Source organism: Butyrivibrio sp. Su6 (assembly GCF_900108105.1).
GTDB lineage: Bacteria > Bacillota > Clostridia > Lachnospirales > Lachnospiraceae > Butyrivibrio.
Map to the genome: position 1 here is coordinate 106,474 of NZ_FNUR01000003.1, position 16,572 is coordinate 123,045.

The window sequence follows — 16,572 nt, forward strand, 5'->3', positions numbered from 1 at the left end:
CACTATAGATCAAGCGTGTTTAACTATATTGCGGACCCATACTCCGCTTCGCACTAAAAGAAATCCGATCGTACATTTTAACAGTTCAAGAGCTGAAACCATCATAAATATGCTAAGTACCGGAAGATTTGTAAACCTTGAAAGGATATAGGCTGCCGGTACACTGATAAGCCATGCAAAACAGCTGTCAAAGACAAATGTAACCGCTGTCTTCCCACCTGAACGAAGAGTGAAATAAGACACATTCGCATAGGAATTTATAGGCATGCAGATTGCAACAACCCAGATAAACCTGGTGGCAAGCTGCCTTATCTCCGGCTCAGTATTGTAGATCTGAGGGATTACAGGCGCTGCGATTGCAAGGAGCGAACCCATTACAAAGGTGGAAGCCACGCTAAGTGAGGCCATTCTCCAGGCAGTCCTGCGGGCAGATACAAGCCTGTCTGCGCCAAGCTCCTGTCCTACAATGATTCCTGTGGAATTACCAATTGATAAAAAGACCTCATTAAATATCTGAGATACTGTTCCGCTTATATTCATCGCAGCGATTACAGCTATTCCTCTTACCGAGTATGCCTGCAACAGCGTTGCCTGAGCAAGGCTCCATAAAAACTCATTGCAAAGAAGTGGAAGGGATTTTACAAGTATCGTTTTTACCAGATAAAAAGGTACATAAAGGCTTCTGAATACACCTTTAAAGAATGGATACTTGGAGTTCTTCCTGTGTGCACCTGTTATTACTATCAAAAGCTCTGTAAATCTGGAAATGACAGTTGCAGTAGCCGCACCCATAACTCCCATTTTAGGAAGACCCAAAAGTCCAAAAATAAGAAGTGCGTTGAACACGAAGTTCACAAGCATAGCTGTCATACCTGCGATCATTGGAAGAGTGGTCTTTCCTGATTCTCGCATGGCACTTGCATAGACCTGCGTCAGGCTAAAAGGGATAAGTCCCACAAGCATTATATCAAGGTACGATGTAGCGTAGGCCAAAGTGGCAGCCCTGTCTGCATCTGCAGTGCCGGAAGAAATGTAAAGGGATATCAGATTTTCTTTTGCCAGAAAAAGGAACGTTACTGCTATAGCGCAGATAACGACCGCATCCATCAGCTTAAATCTAATGGAATATCTGACGCCATCCATATCTCCTTTTCCAAAGAACTGTGTGCTGAAAATTCCGGCACCGGCAAGGGATCCCCATATGCACAAATAGAAAATAAACAGCAGCTGATTCACAATAGCTACTGCTGACATCGGAAGTGTTCCGACCTGTCCGACCATTACGTTATCCAAAAGTCCCACGACATTGGACAGCGTATTCTGTATGATCATCGGGGCAACTATCATAGCTGCCCTGCTGTAAAATGCCCTGTCTCCGACAAGGCATTCACGCAAAGTAAATTTATATTTTATTGCTTCTTCTCTGTTACTTGTTTCGTAGGTAGTCATAAGTATTTCCTTATTAACTGAAGTGGCTGCCTACTTTAAATGCAGCTTTACTCCAGATTTTCCTTTATCTTATTGATCATTTCTTCATATTCTGCATCTGTAAGGAACTTCTTGCCAGGGTTCATTTCAAAAACTCCTCCCCACTCAAATTCGTCCTTGTACTTTGGTACAAGATGCATGTGAAGATGACAGCCTGTATCGCCATATGCGCCATAGTTTACCTTATCAGGGTTAAAGGCCTTATGTATAGCCTTGGATGCTCTGTTTACATCTCTGAAAAATGCATCTCTTTCTGCATCTGAGATATCAACTATCTCACTGACATGATCCTTGTAAGCCACAATGCATCTTCCCGGATGGCTCTGCTCTTTAAAAAGAATAAGCTGGCTGACCTCAAGGTCGCAGATCTTTATACCAAATTTTGCAAGTGGCTCTCCGCCAACACAATATCCACAATTATTATCTTTTACCATCTTTTTATCCTCCAAAATCGTTTTTTTCTGACAAGTTGTCTGTGAAAAACTCCGCATCGCATCAGCAATACACATTCTTACAACTGCATCTTTTTTCCATTGAGAACTGCCTCAATGAGATTGTCTTCTCTATCATATACCATTTTCAGTGAAAAGAAATCATGACTTTTTTCCATGAGTCTGAAAAATATTTTGTCTCCTTCCCAGAGGTTAAGGTCAAAAAGCTTATCCTTCTCTACCCATGTGAGCACTCCTTCATCGCAATCTTTTGGCTCACCGTCAGGTGCTTTGGCAGTAAATAAAGACATAAGCTCATAGTCACCTTTTTGTGAAATGAATGTGATTATTGCACGATATTCCAAACTTTCAAGCGGAACATCATATCCTGTCTCCTCAAGAATTTCTCTTTTTATGCATTCTTCAGGGCTCTCATCTTCCTCAAAGTGCCCGCCAACGCCGATCCACTTGTCTTTACTGATATCATTCTTTTTTGATACTCTGTGAAGCATTAAGTATTTATCGTCTCTTTCAAGATAACAAAGAGTCGTTAAGCCTTCTCTTCTTGCCATTTCTTTGACCTCTCATAATTTACTATAATAATCCCGGCTGAAACAAGCAAAAGTGCCACAATGCTCGCCATTGACAGTGCTTCCTGTCCCTCTCCCAGAAAAAGCGCTGACAGCAAAACTCCCATTATCGGATTAACAAATCCAAGGACTGAAACTTTGCTGACCGGATTGTATTTAAGAAGAACTCCCCAAAGTGTGTATGCTCCTGCGGAAATAAAGCCCATGTAGATCAGGTTAAGATAACAGCCTGTACTGTAGAAATTAAGGCTTCCTCCAAGGGCCAGTCCAATGATAAGCAGAACTGCACCGCCTAAAAAGAACTGATAGCCACTGAGGATAACAGGATTCTCATGCTTTGAAAAGATTTTGATACTGCAGCCTGATATAGCATAGAAAAAAGCTGCTGCAAGCATCGCTCCCTCACCATTTAAAGTCATCGGCGCTCCGCTCACCAAAGCTCCTGCGCCGCCAAAGAACATAATGATTCCAAGAAAACCTGTTGCGCAGCCGATGAGTTTTTTGGCTGAAACCTTCTCAAGCTTAAATAGAAAAATAGCAAATAGCGGAGCCAGGAAGTTTCCTGATGCATTTATGATAGAGCCTCTCACGCCTGAAGTATTTGCCAGTGACATAAAAAAGAAATAATACTGACCTATAGTCTGAAAAAGTGAGAGTACCACTATATATTTCCACGAATCTTTCTGCGGTATCAAAGGCTTTTTGGCCAGTATTGAGCCCAAAAATATAGTCATAACTCCCGCAAGCATAAACCTCGCACCTGCAAGAACCAGCCTTGATGGCGTATCGCTTGCATCTATTTTGAATAACTCATAAGCAATCTTGATTGCAGGTGATGCGCTTCCCCACAACACGCAGCAAAATATGGCCACCAGCACAACCAACGGCGCAAGTGTCCAAAATGAATTTTTGTTTTCTGTCATTTTTCAATTTCCTCCATATAGCATATGAAGTTCATTATACAGGAAATTGATTGCAAATAACTATAGCATAATCTTAGCATTAACAAATATCAATTCTAATTATTCACCCTTTTGCATATAGCTCGTCGCTGTCAAGAAGTATTGTCACCGGTCCGTCATTTATAGACTCAACCTTCATATCAGCGCCAAAGACGCCTGTTTTAACTTCAAAGCCTCTGTTTCTGCACTCTTCAACTACAAGCTCGTACAGCGGATTTGATATTTCAGGTCTTGCGGCATCTGTAAAGCCCGGACGCCTTGACTTGCAATCTGCATAAAGTGTGAACTGGCTGACAATTAGTATCTGCGCTCCTGCATCTTTTGGATTAACATTCATCTTACCGTTTTCATCCTCAAATACTCTGAGCCCGCAGATCTTATCTGCTATTTTTATTGCTATTTCTTTTGTATCATTCGTATGGACTCCCAAAAGGACCATGAATCCTTTCCCGATTTCTGAATATTTCTCTCCATCTATCGTCACTGACGCCGAGAGAACCCTTGTAACAACTGCTCTCATTCTGCTTCCCCTCTTTCCGATACAATTTTTAGTGTGTTAGGTGTCACTTCACACAGATAAAAAACAATCTCAACTCCTGCTTTTTTCGCCTCATAAAACGCTTTGGCAAATTCAGGATCTGTCTCCTCATTTGGCCTTACTTCACTGATTCCCTCTCCCTGAATAACAAAGGCAACTCTGGTTTTTATTCCTTTTTCCAAGGCCATAGTCAGCTCTTTTAAATGCTTGGTTCCTCGCTCCGTCGGTGCATCAGGAAAATACCCTATTCCATCCTTAAAAAGCGTGCAGCCTTTAACTTCCATAAGGTAGGGCTGTACTGATTTATTAGGAATTTCTTTTTCCATATAAAAGTCAATTCTGGAATTTCCATACTTGTATTCAGGCTGCACCTTGCTGTACTTACCTGTGCTTTCAAGCCATTCCTTAACAACTTTATTTGGAGCCTGGGAATCAATATTTATTATTTTCCCGTCTTTTTCAACTGCAACAAGATCATACGGCGTCTTTCTCTCCGGATTGCCAGCCTTTTCAAGATATACCGTGCATCCTGGGATCAATAATTCTTTGCATCTGCCGGTGTTCTTTACATGCACCTTGATTTCATCGCCATCTACGCTCACTATGGCAATGAATCTGTTTGGTCTTGATATGAATTTTGCTTCTATAATGTTTTCGTAAATCATAAGCTGATTTTACCATTACTTTGTAGCTAATGACCAGTAATAAGGAATCAAAGATTCAAGATACATGCCTGCTATGATAAAATAATAGTGAGACAAATAATTCGCATTTCATAATCAGGAAAAATCAAGCCACATGAAAATAGATATTCAAAAAATCGATTTCGGCGAAGAAAGCATTACCATCAGGTATAAAGCGCTTTCTCCGGATTTAAAAAGAATAATTGGAATTCTGGAGAAGTCGGAAAATAAACTTTGGGGCAAGACTGATACAGAAACTGTAAGCATCAGCATTTCAAGTATCCTCTACCTGGAATCCGTTGATGATAAGCTTTTCGCATACACCGGAAACAGAGTCGTGCGTTTAGACGGAACTCTCAACTCATTTGTCATGGAAATCAGCGATGAAGCCTTTTTCAGATGCAGCAAGTCAATGGTGATCAATGTCAATAAGGTAAAGACCTTAAAGAGCCTGTCTTCAAACAGGATTGACGCGACCATGGAAAGTGGTGAACACATAATCATTTCAAGAAGATATGCATCAGATTTCAGGCGTCTTTTGAAAGGAGGCAGATAGATGAAGAACAAGAAAAAAGTAACACTTTGGGAGTTGTACCTTACAAAAGAAATAGGGATTGAGTTTAAAGCATGTCTTTACTTCTTTGCCTTCCTGTTCTATTACTGCGTATACAGGTTGATAAACGGTGTCTATGATGCCAGCATCCTGCACATGACAGAGCTGATCCTCGCCTGCTATATCATTGGCTACATTCAAGTTTACCTATTGTGGAACTTTGATGAAGCAGATACTCTTAAGGCAAAAGAAATTGTAGGAATGGTGGGGTGTACTTGCGTATACTGCCTACTTTCCTGGCTTTTTAACTGGTTTAACAAAGACCTTTTGGTCACTTTTCTATTTGCAGCATATATCCTTCTTGTCTATGTCTGCGTATATTTGATTTACAAGTATAAACGAATAATTGATGATAAAAAACTTAACGAAGATTTGAAACTCTTTCAGACTGAGCACAAAAAAGAGGATAGTTAAGTGAATGTTAGCGGCATAATAGTGCACCTTACGGGAACAGATATTGTTCCCGTTTTTTATTTTTGTTATGAATAAATTACAAGAACAAGAGGAGGTGCTTTATGAAAGAAAACGTTATTGAGATAAGTCATTTAACCAAAAGCTATGGCAAGAACAGAGGCGTTATCGACGTTTCCCTTAATGTAAAAGAAGGAGATATATTCGGTTTTCTTGGGCCTAATGGCGCAGGAAAGTCTACTACCATCCGCTCTATGCTGGGCTTTTTGAAGATAAATTCCGGCAACATAAGGATACTTGGCATGGACAGTGTAAAAGACCATGAGAAGATTTTAAAGAATGTTGGATATATGCCTTCAGAAGCCTGGTTCTACGATTCCCTGAAGGTAGCTGATGTCATAAAATACGCTGCAGATGTCCGCGGACTTAATTGCAGCGAAGAAGCAGGCAAACTTTGTGAAAGACTAAAAGTTGACACTCATAAAAAGATCAAACAACTATCCCTTGGAAACAGAAAAAAAGTCAGCATAGTCTGTGCCATGCAGCATAGACCTCGCCTTTTTATCTTTGATGAGCCCACCGGAGGTCTTGATCCTCTTATGCAAAAGAAATTCTTTGAACTTATAAATGAATATGTCGCCCAGGGAGCCACTTGTCTTTTGTCTACCCATGTGCTGTCGGAAGTCGATAAGTATTGTAAAAATGCCGCAATCATGAGAGAAGGCAGGCTCACGATGCTGGACACTCCGCATATAGATGATGAAACGTTCCTTAGTTTCTACGAAGAAGAGGAGGGATAAAAATGAGAGCTGTATTGAAAAGAGAGCTATTACTTAATCTTAAAAATCTTCTGATATGGAGCCTGTCCGTTGGTGCTCTCGGGCTCGTCTGCATATTATTATATAAGTCTATGGAAGGTGAAATGAAGGATATGGCTGATGCCTTTTCTAATATGGGAGCCTTTTCAGAGGCCTTTGGAATGAGCACTTTGAGCATCGCAACCTTGAAAGGGTACTTTGCCACTGAAATAGGCGCAGTTCACGGCCTTGGAAGCTGTATGTTTGCAGCGATCATCGCAATCAATATCATTTCAAAAGAGGAAGATGCCCACACAGGCGAATTTCTTTTTTCTCTTCCTCTTTCAAGGAATCGGATTCTTACTGCCAAATCGCTGTGCGTTGCTATTATGCTGGTTCTTTTTACCGCTGTATGCACTTTGTTTTATCTGCTGGGCTTTAGTATTTTAGGAGAAGAAATGCCTCTGGATCTCTTTTTCACATTTATGGCAAGACAGCTTCTTATGAACCTTGAAGTCGCAGGAATATGCCTTGCGCTCTCATCTCTTACCGGCAAAAACAGGATGGGACTTGGACTTGGAATGGCTCTTTTATTCTACGCCTATGACGTAATGGGCAGGGTTATTCCTGATTTAAAGAAGTATTTGTTCATCGGGCCCTTTTCCTATGCAAATGCTTCGGAGATATTCACTGAGGCTAAGCTTCCGGTGACCGGAATTGTCGTTGCCTGTGGCGTTTTGATTTGTGGAGTACTGTTTGCTTTCTGGTTCTATAACAAAAGAGATCTGGCGTCCTGAGAAATTACGTAAAGACGAACAACTCCAGCTTTGCGACAAGGTCCTCAATGATGTACCTTGAATCCACATCTGTGTATATTCTGATGTCCGGATTATCATCTTTTACTGCAGACGAAGTGTCATCCAGCACCAGAGGTGCCTTGGCAGTGTGATAGTGGCCGCATCCGGGATTAATAGTTACTGCAATAGCTGGAGAATCGCCAAGAGACCAGCTCTCTCCCTGGGTCCAGCCTGCTGCCTCGGACATATTGTATTCAGTCATCTGAGTGTAGAGGTGATTTCCTATTTTTCCGCATGGCTTTATACGGCGCTCAATCTCTGCAAGCCCTATGTTGACTGTAATGTATACATGTGAAGGAATAAGCCAGATATTGGCTCCGCTCTGAAGCACGTAGTTGGCTGCTTCGATGTCATTCACTGAATTAAACTCTGTAAATGGCGCTTTGCATGGAGCCTCCCCATGAGTTCCTATCCAGACTATCGTCATTTTGTCTTTTATCTCAGGACAGGTTTGAAGCGCTTTGGCCACATTGGTTATAGCGCCCTGACACAGAACGAATAAAGGATTGGGCTCATCCTTCAAGGCTTCATCAATTATAAATCTTGATGCTTCCGAAACTTCTTTATCCTCACTTAATGGTCCCTTTTGACCGTGAAGCACCGGAACTGATAAATCCATAGCATCAAGGATTGTCTCTATCTCTTTGTAGCTTCTTTGTTCTGAGTCTTTTACCTTAAAATGCTCTGCCGCTATGGCTTTAACAATAAGCTTAGGACTTAGCAGTCCATGAACAATTGCAAAAGGATCGTCCGCCTCACAGGCCGCATCCGTGTCTATTATTACTCTGATTTTCTTGTAATCCGGAACTTTGTACTGTATCCCCATTTTGTATTCCCCCAATAACTGTATTTGCTCGATAGATTATTTGACGCGCGTCAAATAGAATTTATAATCTTGATAACCGCTGATCATATTCCCCATATTCACAACCAACATTTTCACAGATAACTTCGTCGACAAGTCGTCCGCAATGGAAAAGCATTACTGTGCCCTTTCCGTTTCCGCCGTTCCAAAGACGTTTGTGAAGTTTCTTTCCATTTGGAGCTTCATAGTTCACAAGGAGCATGTCTTTTTTATCACATGAAATATTGGCAACTATACAATCAAACAGATTCTTTTGTTCTACTCGCCAAACAATCTTGTCATCAGTTTCCTTGCAATTAAATGAGGTTCGCGTAAAAGTCCAAAACTTAGAGAAATTGAACTCATATGGCTTTCCTTCATACCAATAGGCTGAAAGAAGCTCCCTGTTCAAGGCAATAGGCCCAACTTTTGGCCTTCCACCACCTATATCAAATACACTATTTTCAAGTTTCTTATCAAGAAGCTTACTTGTAAGATTGTTGGATGAAAGCCACACCCAGGGAGACGTAAAATCTTTTCCCCAATTCTTGTCAGCATATCCATAGCAGGTCTTGGGATCAACAGTGTACTTATGCCCATCCAATACTATCTCACCTGAATACTCTGTCTTCATGCCCTCTGCGTGCCAAAACATCTCAAAAAGCTGGAGCTTTCTAAAAAGGTTTCCTGCTCCGTATCCCACATTAAAGGCAATTTTCTTATTTATTGTCAGATTCCATGTAATTTCTCCACTTCCTGACATATATTCAGGGTGCTTATCCACTTCTTCCTCAGACAAACTCACTCTTCCCCAGGTTTTATCCTCAGTAAGAAAGCACTCTCCTGCCTTTATTGAAAAAGGAACTCCCATATCCACGTCAATCTTTTCCCAGCCATAGAAATTATGGATCTGTCTGGCTCCTTCGCCCCAGCAACCAGCCTTAACCATGAGGTACGAAGGCTTCACACCTTTCGCTCTATTCGCAGGAAGCTGCCCAAGTACTGGTTCAGCCCCTCCACAGGCAGGATTACATAAAAAGAACTCTATAAAAAAGGGCTTTTCATCTCCGGTTTCACTATCTATTGCAGTAAAAGAGTGCCACCACCAATCGTACCCAAGCTTCGCCTGACCACCAAAGAGTTGGCACTGATTTCTGGTTATGTCTGATCTGTTAAACAATGGTTTACCTCATTTTCACATTTTTACTATCTTACTTTTTGTCTTTTAAAAAAAATTCTTTTGTGCTATTATCATATTAACAAAAGTGCTACCGATAGACGGTTAGCCCTTTAAATGATTAGTTATGATAATAACCGTTCAGTTGCTAGGCTGGGGCGGTTATTTTCTTTTGCCTAAAAGATAAGCAAAGGTTGCTACGGCAACAATCATCATCGTGTATTGAAACAGATCTGAAAAGTTCACCATTATGTATGCCCTCCTTTCGATTGGATTATTACCTCCTTTCGTTAGGATAGGGCTAACCGCCTACCGTTATGGTAGCACCAGTCTATTTTAGCAAACATCAGTTCGGGTGACAACATATTCTTTTTTTCGCAAAAATGATAATTCCTAATACTGCCAAATAAAATATGCCACTTATTATTATTTTCACAAGCAAAGCAAGGATATCATTTTGCAATGGAGGCCTGTATCCCTTAAATACAACAAACATTAATATTCCAGAAATAATGAATGGTAAAGAATTGACCACATTTCTACCTATGTTGGCTTCCTTGTAAACGAAAGCTGCCTGGACAACACATACCACTATCTCCGCTGTCAAAGTACCTATCGAAGCACCAAGTGAAGCATATTGTGGTATAAGTATTAAATTCAGCAACACATTTACTGCCGCGCCCAAAAACAAAGATGTAATAAATAGTTTATCCTTTTTCCTTGGCAACAGATATTGTGTTCTAATAACATTAGCAAACGCAAGAAACAAACAACTTGGAAGAAGTATATAAAACAATGATATACATCTTTCAAATCCCATTCCATAAAATATAGGAACAAACTCTACTGCTACAGTCATTATTCCCATACAGACAGATGAAGACATAAACATTGCAAATATAATTGATTTATTAAATATGTTTCCTATTTCATCTTGTGTTTTTCCTACAGATATCATGTTGGACATCCTCGGAAGCATAACAGTCCCTAATGCTGTAATTAATGCCAACGGAACACTTATAATACTTTCACAACTATGGTAATATCCCAGCTCTAATTCCGTTGTCATAGAACCAAGCATTATTTTATCCATTGTCTTATAAATGCTTACCGCAATTGTAGGCAGGAACAAAAACAAATTAGGCTTAATGTGTGCCACTACCCCATTAATACTAGGAGCAACAAATTTCACCTTTGAACAAATATATGGTAATACAACAAGCTGGCTTAATAACCCCCCCGCTGAATAAATCAACGCATATTTCCAAACATCCGTCTCAGTTTTCACAAGCATAAAAATACATATTGCTGTAGCAATTTTTATTATAATATCTCTAACAGATGTTATTATGAATTCCTCAAGTCCATACAATAACCAAGTAAGATCTATTCCTCCTGCCATAACCAATAGTAAAAAAATAGATGCCAAAAGTTTATTAGGTGCTAAGCAAGCAACATATATAGCATATACTGATATTACTAGTCCCGCCATAAATAATTGAAATACATATATCTCACTAAATACTTTTGACAAGTTGTCTTTATCATTTCTTGCATACGCTATCGTTCTATTTCCGTAGTTTTGCAACCCCAACTTAATGAAAATATAAAAATAGTAGGCCACTGAATAAGCGAATGAATAACTCCCCAATCCATAAGCATGAAGAACGCGCGATAGATACGGGAGTGTAATAAGAGGCACAATTATACCTGAAATTTGGTACAAAGAATTAAAAACAAAATTAGTCTTTATACTTTTTCCTTTGCTTTTCATATTCCTAAATGTAAATTCCACTTTTCACCAATTATTTCATCAAACTCTTCCGGATCATATTTAAAAAAACCACTTCCAGTGGTAAACGTCATCTCTCCAAAATAAATTTTTCCATTAATATTGTATAGATCAACCCTAACGTGTGAAAAACCTTCAGACAATTTCTCTGCCAATTCAATCATTTTTTCATAATTCATAGGTTTTTTCAAAGGCCTTTCTATTGCTTCAAAATCCGCTCTTCGATAAGGCAACATATTAAAGTCCCGATCTAATATACCCAATTTAGCTTTTTTATGATCTGGATATGTGTCTATCATCACATATAAACAAAAAACTTTTCCATTGAAACAAAAGAATTTATAATCCGTCAAACCTTTCATTTCAGATGTAAGAAGATTTTTCTCAAAGTAAATTTTGGGTTCAATATTCTTATATTGCAGTTCAAGAGTTTCAAAAGCAAAATTATGTTTTAACCAGTTATCAGCTTCGAATCTAAGTCTATCCTTATCCACTTGGCATGCATCATTTATCACTGCAACAAAGCCGCATCCATGATTAGCTTTCATAACATATCTATTAGGCAAGTTATCAAAACTAATGTTCTCTGCCCTTGAATAAATATCACCAACTAAAGGAACTAGATATTCTTCTCCTACCTTTTCTTTTATCCATTCTCTAACTGTTATTTTATCTGATAGCCTAGTTAACAACTCATTTGTTCTATGTAGCTTACTCCACTGTATTTTTTCCGAATAGCTTTTGGGAGATGATAAGCTGCATATTTTCCCAAATTGCTTAAAATAGGCATATTTCAAGTATAATGGATACATTTCCTTAGGCATATATGACTTTATAGTATAATTAATTTTCTTTATATTTTGCATTGCTACCCCATAGAAAACACAAACTTTTTTATATAAGATAACCACAATTTATAGCAAAATCACAAACGTTCTCAATATCACAGACTAAACCTCTAAAGAATTCTTATTCTATTCGCATATAGCTTTTGTAAGATTGATATAAACATCTTAAAGCCATACCCCTTTGTAAGAGTCATAATAAGCATATTTCTACCATTAATATGTAAAGCTTTATAATCGCTTTCTGACAATTCGCATAGTAAATAATTACTTTTATTTATTAATACATCTATTCGGCTCATCCAATTTTCTGCTGATTTTTTGTTAGTAAGTGAACCATCATTCTCAGTAATAATATAAAATTTTTCATCTACAACGCATATTTTCTTAGCAACATTTCCCACTTTACATGAGAACATTACATCATTGGCCACTTTAATTTCATCAAACTTAATATTGTTCTTGGTAACAATCTCTTTCTTAATTAGTTTTGACCATGGTGCATCCCAAAGATATCTTATTCTGAGTTCGCCAACATTACTTTTATCATACGACCATATTAACCTTTGATAAAACAGAACTCGATTAGATCTTTTATCTTCATGATCTGGTGAAAAAAAAACTATATCATATTCAAAATAGGTATTGGCATATTTCAGCAGCAATTCAAATGCATCATCTAGGAAATAATCATCAGAATCTGCAAATAACAACCATTTTCCTTTAGCTTTTTTTATACCAATATTTCTACATCTTCCCGCGCTTCTCTGATTCACATCATTGCAGTAGAACTCCACCTTATCCTTATATTTTTCTACCAATTCTGCATATTGTTCAGTAAATAATGTGCTTTGATCATCCACTACAATTATTTGAATCATATCATCGTTATAAATTGATGCTATTAATCTACTTAGTTTTTGTGGACAATTATAGTGCGGAATAATAACAGATATAAGATAATTATCAATAGTTTCACTTCTAGAAATCATTCTATTCTCCCAATAAAGATGCTCTCTTCTCCCCCAAATACTTCATCCATTAAAAAAATAGTACTCCAATACCCCTGAATAATTACCATTCAGTTTCATTATCATATAAATAATCAAAGGCATTAGAGTTAATGCCAGCAAAAGATATTTGTACCCCTTAATGTTTTCAATAGAATTTGCTAACAAAATGATAATGTAAACAAATAACGTATATGATACCCTCGTGAACAAGATAACCGATGGAAAAAAGGCATTTATTACAAAAGTCACAGTCATCATAGCCATCAATTCAAACAAAAACTGTGTCTTATTAATAGTACTTTCACACTCAATCCTTTTATTGTTTATTATCAAAACAATAATCTGATTACTTGAAAGAATCCAGTATAGACAAAGCAATACTGCTAATGCTGCATAACTAGCCAATATAATAGAGCTTTTTCCACTAGAAGACCACTTATACAAATATGAGCTTTTTATTATCCACCTATATTTTGGAAAAAAAGCAACAAAAATGCTTAAAAATTGATTCTTAAGTACCGTAGCAATAGCAGTCGCAATTGACATAATCATGTATTTGGCTATCGTCCACTTAATGAAATGAAATATATAAAAAACGCCAAATACTATGGTTGAATTATGAATACTGATAGCCATAAAATAAAGAACCAACGATGATACTATTTTCTTTCTCTGTGTAAAGTCAAATGCCAACATAGTAATGGCTATTGCTAAGAATTGTCTACTTGCATTAAATGAAAAAAAATAAAGGTAAGATGATAGAAAAATAACTATACTAGCATAGTAGTTTTCAGAGTATTTTTTTATAATGTAAAAAACTATCGAAACAGTAGGAAAAGCAGTGGCTATCATGTACCCATTAGCTTTTTTTAAAAAAAGTGAAACGCCTCTAAGATAATAGTAAAATACTGAGTTTTTCTCAATAATTGTGCTCCCATTAAAAACTCCATCTACAATTCTCAAGTAATCAATAGTATACCTATATGTATCACTTCCAACATGGGCGCCTCTAAGTGTAGCTATCGTACACAAATGTACAAATGCTATCATTAAATACTTGTTATTCTTCTTTTCTATGAGTCCCCACAACGAGTAGACACCAAAAATAATCGCATTTATAAGCCAGAAAAGCATTCTTCCTACCTTTGAAACATATAATATACTATCTTCATCTTTTCATAGAAACGTACTATATACAGAAAAGCATCTCTTCCAAGATAACTTAGAATAGCCAATGCTCTTTCATATTTTTTGGCTCTTCCATCGTGCACAACTGCTTTTCTATAATTACAAATTTGATTCCAAATCATTTTTTTATTATCTATATCACGCCAATTAATTCTGTAATATACCAATCTGTTAACTCTAAACGCGGCGCAACACGCAGCATTATAACAGTAAGCATCGTCCTTTAAATCTTCCAACATCTGTTTAGAAACCCATATTGCACTGTAACATTTGTTAGAAAACGGACTATTTAAAGTTGAGCCCACACGCTTTCTATAGCCATATAATTTAGGTTCAATAATTGTAACTTTATCTGATAACAATAGTACTTTATAAGTCGTAGCCAAATCCTCAAAAATGAGTCCCTCCGGAAACATCACCTTTTCGAATAAAGAAGTTTTATATATTTTCCCTACAGGCTCTGTAATACGGATTTTTTCATATAAACTATCTGGTATTAGCTCCTTGCCTTCGTATGATCTATATTTTTCATTATACAAATATTCTTTAGTCCAAAGATTTTTTAGTTTGTTATTATCATTGTCCAAGAATTTTACAGTTTCGCAACACGCCAAATCACTTTTTTCCCGATTAACAGCGTTGTATAATAGTTCCACATACGTTGGCGCCAAAATATCATCGCTATCACAGAACATGATATATTTGCCTGTTGCTTGCCTTATGCCATAATTTCTAGCACTTGCTTGCCCATTATTGTCTTTACAAAAAACTTTAATTCTTTCATCTCCTTCAATTATAGATTTACATTTTTCAATAGAATTATCTTTTGATCCATCATCAATAAGTAATATTTCTATATTTTTATATGTCTGTGTTTTTATACTGAGGAGACACTCTACTATATACTTTTCTGCATTATATACAGGGACAATTATGCTTATTAATTCCATTCTATATAAACCTCTAAACACCTATGGCAAAAGTACCACATACACGTTACTCAAATTAGTGTTTCGCACATTGTATTCCTATAACAAATATATGCGGTCCCATTGCCAAGATTCCTATAGTTTTCAACATCCTCAATGCTAACCTTTTTTGCAAGTTCCTATTATCTTCATAACAACTTTTTCCATCCACAGCGTTAAATGTAATAACAAACACATTTTTCCCAAAAACACATTCTTACATATTTTCATAGTTTCATCATATTCATATTTTCCACATGCACTTATAATCACATGCGCTCAAGCACTGCAACCTGTGCATTTTTCTCTATCTGCTAACATACTCAAGTATCCAATTATATAATGTACTGTAGAGGTTTTATATACGCATGAATAAAGCCCGTAATCTCTATTCGAAATAATTTAGGCAATTTCATAGCAATATTCCTTGCTATCCTCTTTTTCTTGCTCCTATTATCTTTTGCTAACTCTCTATCTTTCCAGGGCGATTCGCTTTTATAATAATCCCATTTATCCTTAAATGGGTGACTACAATCTTCTACCCATGGCCTGTTATCCAAAAATGTAGAAGTAAAATGTACAATTCTCGGATCAGATAATGCTGCTTTTCTCTCCTCGTCAGTATACGTATGATAAGACTTTCTATACTTCTTCAATTCTTTTTCATTGAAATAAACTGTAAGTGAAGTAACATTGTACTTAGGATCTACACTCATAAGCTGTGAAGACAAAACACCATTTAGTACAGATTCATCTGCGTATTCAAGCTTTCCCTTATGACTTTTAACAAATATAGATGCCTTTTTATCTATTTCATATTCTCTCCATTTAGCTAAATCAATCAAAAATACCCCAGCATTATAATAATTATCGAAATTTTTTAATCCAATTGCCTTTTTATGAAGATTTCCCATAGCCTCACAGACTCCAGCTCCAATATAGCTACCAAGCTTAGTATTCCATAAGGTTTCTATATTCCCTAGAACCAAAGTATCACAATCAATATATAGTAGCCTATCTACATCAGGATATTCCTTAAATACTTCCTGTAAAAAAACACGCGAAAAAACATTTTCTATCCACCAATGCAATTGTATTCTTTCCCCTAACAATGGTTTAAGGTCTGGTTTAGGAATAAAAAAAACACTTCTATGAAATCTATCTACTAACTCTTTTATCTTGGTTTTATTTTCATCATCAATACCATCTTCAACAATGTAGAATGTTATATCCTCAACATCTTTATTATTATCCATAAGTGACAGAATACTTATTCCAGCAATATACGCGTAATTGTTATCGCAAAGATACATAATATTCATAATCAACCTCACTATGTAGAATGGTTAACCTTCTATTTAGATTAATTATAAAC

At 37.1% G+C, this 16,572-nt stretch carries 18 protein-coding genes; 4 read left to right on the forward strand and 14 right to left on the reverse strand.

Annotation, left to right across the window (positions count from 1 at the left end; translation table 11 throughout):
* Positions 1 to 9: 9 nt before the first annotated feature.
* The 6 genes from C4S54_RS04645 to sfsA all read right to left on the reverse strand — a co-directional run bounded on the left by C4S54_RS04645 (position 10) and on the right by sfsA (position 4,674).
* The gene (locus tag C4S54_RS04645) at positions 10 to 1,449 is read right to left on the reverse strand and encodes an MATE family efflux transporter (RefSeq protein WP_103868498.1); all 1,440 of its coding nucleotides are present in this window, start codon (positions 1,447 to 1,449) and stop codon (positions 10 to 12) included.
* 47 nt (positions 1,450 to 1,496) lie between these two features.
* Positions 1,497 to 1,922: an HIT family protein gene (locus C4S54_RS04650; RefSeq protein WP_103868499.1), complete on the reverse strand. Its 426-nt coding sequence runs from the start codon at positions 1,920 to 1,922 to the stop codon at positions 1,497 to 1,499.
* Positions 1,923 to 1,999: 77 nt separating this feature from the next.
* Positions 2,000 to 2,491 carry an NUDIX hydrolase gene (locus C4S54_RS04655; protein ID WP_103868500.1) on the reverse strand — a complete coding sequence of 164 codons (492 nt, stop codon included), beginning with the start codon at positions 2,489 to 2,491 and terminating at the stop codon, positions 2,000 to 2,002.
* On the reverse strand, positions 2,470 to 3,432 hold the full coding sequence (locus C4S54_RS04660; RefSeq protein WP_103868501.1) for a DMT family transporter: 963 nt from the start codon (positions 3,430 to 3,432) through the stop codon (positions 2,470 to 2,472). Before C4S54_RS04660 ends, C4S54_RS04655 begins: the two co-directional genes overlap by 22 nt.
* A gap of 103 nt (positions 3,433 to 3,535) precedes the next feature.
* Positions 3,536 to 3,991: a D-aminoacyl-tRNA deacylase gene (gene dtd, locus C4S54_RS04665; protein WP_103868502.1), complete on the reverse strand. Its 456-nt coding sequence runs from the start codon at positions 3,989 to 3,991 to the stop codon at positions 3,536 to 3,538.
* Complete coding sequence (gene sfsA / locus C4S54_RS04670) at positions 3,988 to 4,674, reverse strand: DNA/RNA nuclease SfsA (protein WP_103868503.1); 687 nt, start codon at positions 4,672 to 4,674, stop codon at positions 3,988 to 3,990. The genes dtd and sfsA overlap by 4 nt, the downstream gene beginning before the upstream one ends.
* 133 nt (positions 4,675 to 4,807) lie before the next feature.
* Here sfsA and C4S54_RS04675 point away from each other — a divergent pair, with 133 nt between their 5' ends.
* From C4S54_RS04675 to C4S54_RS04690, 4 genes are all read left to right on the forward strand, one after another.
* Positions 4,808 to 5,248 carry a LytTR family DNA-binding domain-containing protein gene (locus C4S54_RS04675; RefSeq protein WP_103868504.1) on the forward strand — a complete coding sequence of 147 codons (441 nt, stop codon included), beginning with the start codon at positions 4,808 to 4,810 and terminating at the stop codon, positions 5,246 to 5,248.
* The gene (locus tag C4S54_RS04680; protein WP_103868505.1) at positions 5,249 to 5,719 is read left to right on the forward strand and encodes a DUF3021 domain-containing protein; all 471 of its coding nucleotides are present in this window, start codon (positions 5,249 to 5,251) and stop codon (positions 5,717 to 5,719) included. It begins immediately after the preceding gene.
* A gap of 101 nt (positions 5,720 to 5,820) precedes the next feature.
* A complete protein-coding gene (locus tag C4S54_RS04685) occupies positions 5,821 to 6,516 on the forward strand; it encodes an ABC transporter ATP-binding protein (protein ID WP_103868506.1) in 696 nt (231 codons plus the stop codon).
* A gap of 2 nt (positions 6,517 to 6,518) precedes the next feature.
* Positions 6,519 to 7,310 (forward strand): ABC transporter permease subunit, encoded by a 792-nt coding sequence (locus tag C4S54_RS04690; protein WP_103868507.1) that lies wholly within the window; start codon positions 6,519 to 6,521, stop codon positions 7,308 to 7,310.
* Between the two features lie 4 nt (positions 7,311 to 7,314).
* Here C4S54_RS04690 and C4S54_RS04695 read toward each other — a convergent pair whose 3' ends face one another.
* The 8 genes from C4S54_RS04695 to C4S54_RS04735 form a co-directional block, all read right to left on the reverse strand.
* Positions 7,315 to 8,196: a nucleoside hydrolase gene (locus C4S54_RS04695; RefSeq protein WP_103868508.1), complete on the reverse strand. Its 882-nt coding sequence runs from the start codon at positions 8,194 to 8,196 to the stop codon at positions 7,315 to 7,317.
* Positions 8,197 to 8,257: 61 nt separating this feature from the next.
* Positions 8,258 to 9,394 (reverse strand): tocopherol cyclase family protein, encoded by a 1,137-nt coding sequence (locus tag C4S54_RS16095; protein ID WP_200821041.1) that lies wholly within the window; start codon positions 9,392 to 9,394, stop codon positions 8,258 to 8,260.
* A 343-nt stretch (positions 9,395 to 9,737) separates the two neighbouring features.
* Positions 9,738 to 11,165 carry a flippase gene (locus C4S54_RS04710; protein WP_103868509.1) on the reverse strand — a complete coding sequence of 476 codons (1,428 nt, stop codon included), beginning with the start codon at positions 11,163 to 11,165 and terminating at the stop codon, positions 9,738 to 9,740.
* Complete coding sequence (locus tag C4S54_RS04715) at positions 11,162 to 12,049, reverse strand: ATP-grasp fold amidoligase family protein (RefSeq protein WP_103868510.1); 888 nt, start codon at positions 12,047 to 12,049, stop codon at positions 11,162 to 11,164. Before C4S54_RS04715 ends, C4S54_RS04710 begins: the two co-directional genes overlap by 4 nt.
* 92 nt (positions 12,050 to 12,141) lie before the next feature.
* Positions 12,142 to 13,020: a glycosyltransferase family 2 protein gene (locus tag C4S54_RS04720; RefSeq protein ID WP_103868511.1), complete on the reverse strand. Its 879-nt coding sequence runs from the start codon at positions 13,018 to 13,020 to the stop codon at positions 12,142 to 12,144.
* Between the two features lie 42 nt (positions 13,021 to 13,062).
* Positions 13,063 to 14,175, reverse strand: a complete 1,113-nt coding sequence (locus tag C4S54_RS04725; protein WP_103868512.1) for an EpsG family protein — start codon at positions 14,173 to 14,175, stop codon at positions 13,063 to 13,065.
* Positions 14,176 to 14,180: 5 nt separating this feature from the next.
* On the reverse strand, positions 14,181 to 15,179 hold the full coding sequence (locus tag C4S54_RS04730; protein WP_103868513.1) for a glycosyltransferase family 2 protein: 999 nt from the start codon (positions 15,177 to 15,179) through the stop codon (positions 14,181 to 14,183).
* A gap of 353 nt (positions 15,180 to 15,532) precedes the next feature.
* Positions 15,533 to 16,519, reverse strand: a complete 987-nt coding sequence (locus tag C4S54_RS04735; protein ID WP_103868514.1) for a glycosyltransferase family 8 protein — start codon at positions 16,517 to 16,519, stop codon at positions 15,533 to 15,535.
* Positions 16,520 to 16,572 lie beyond the last annotated feature (53 nt).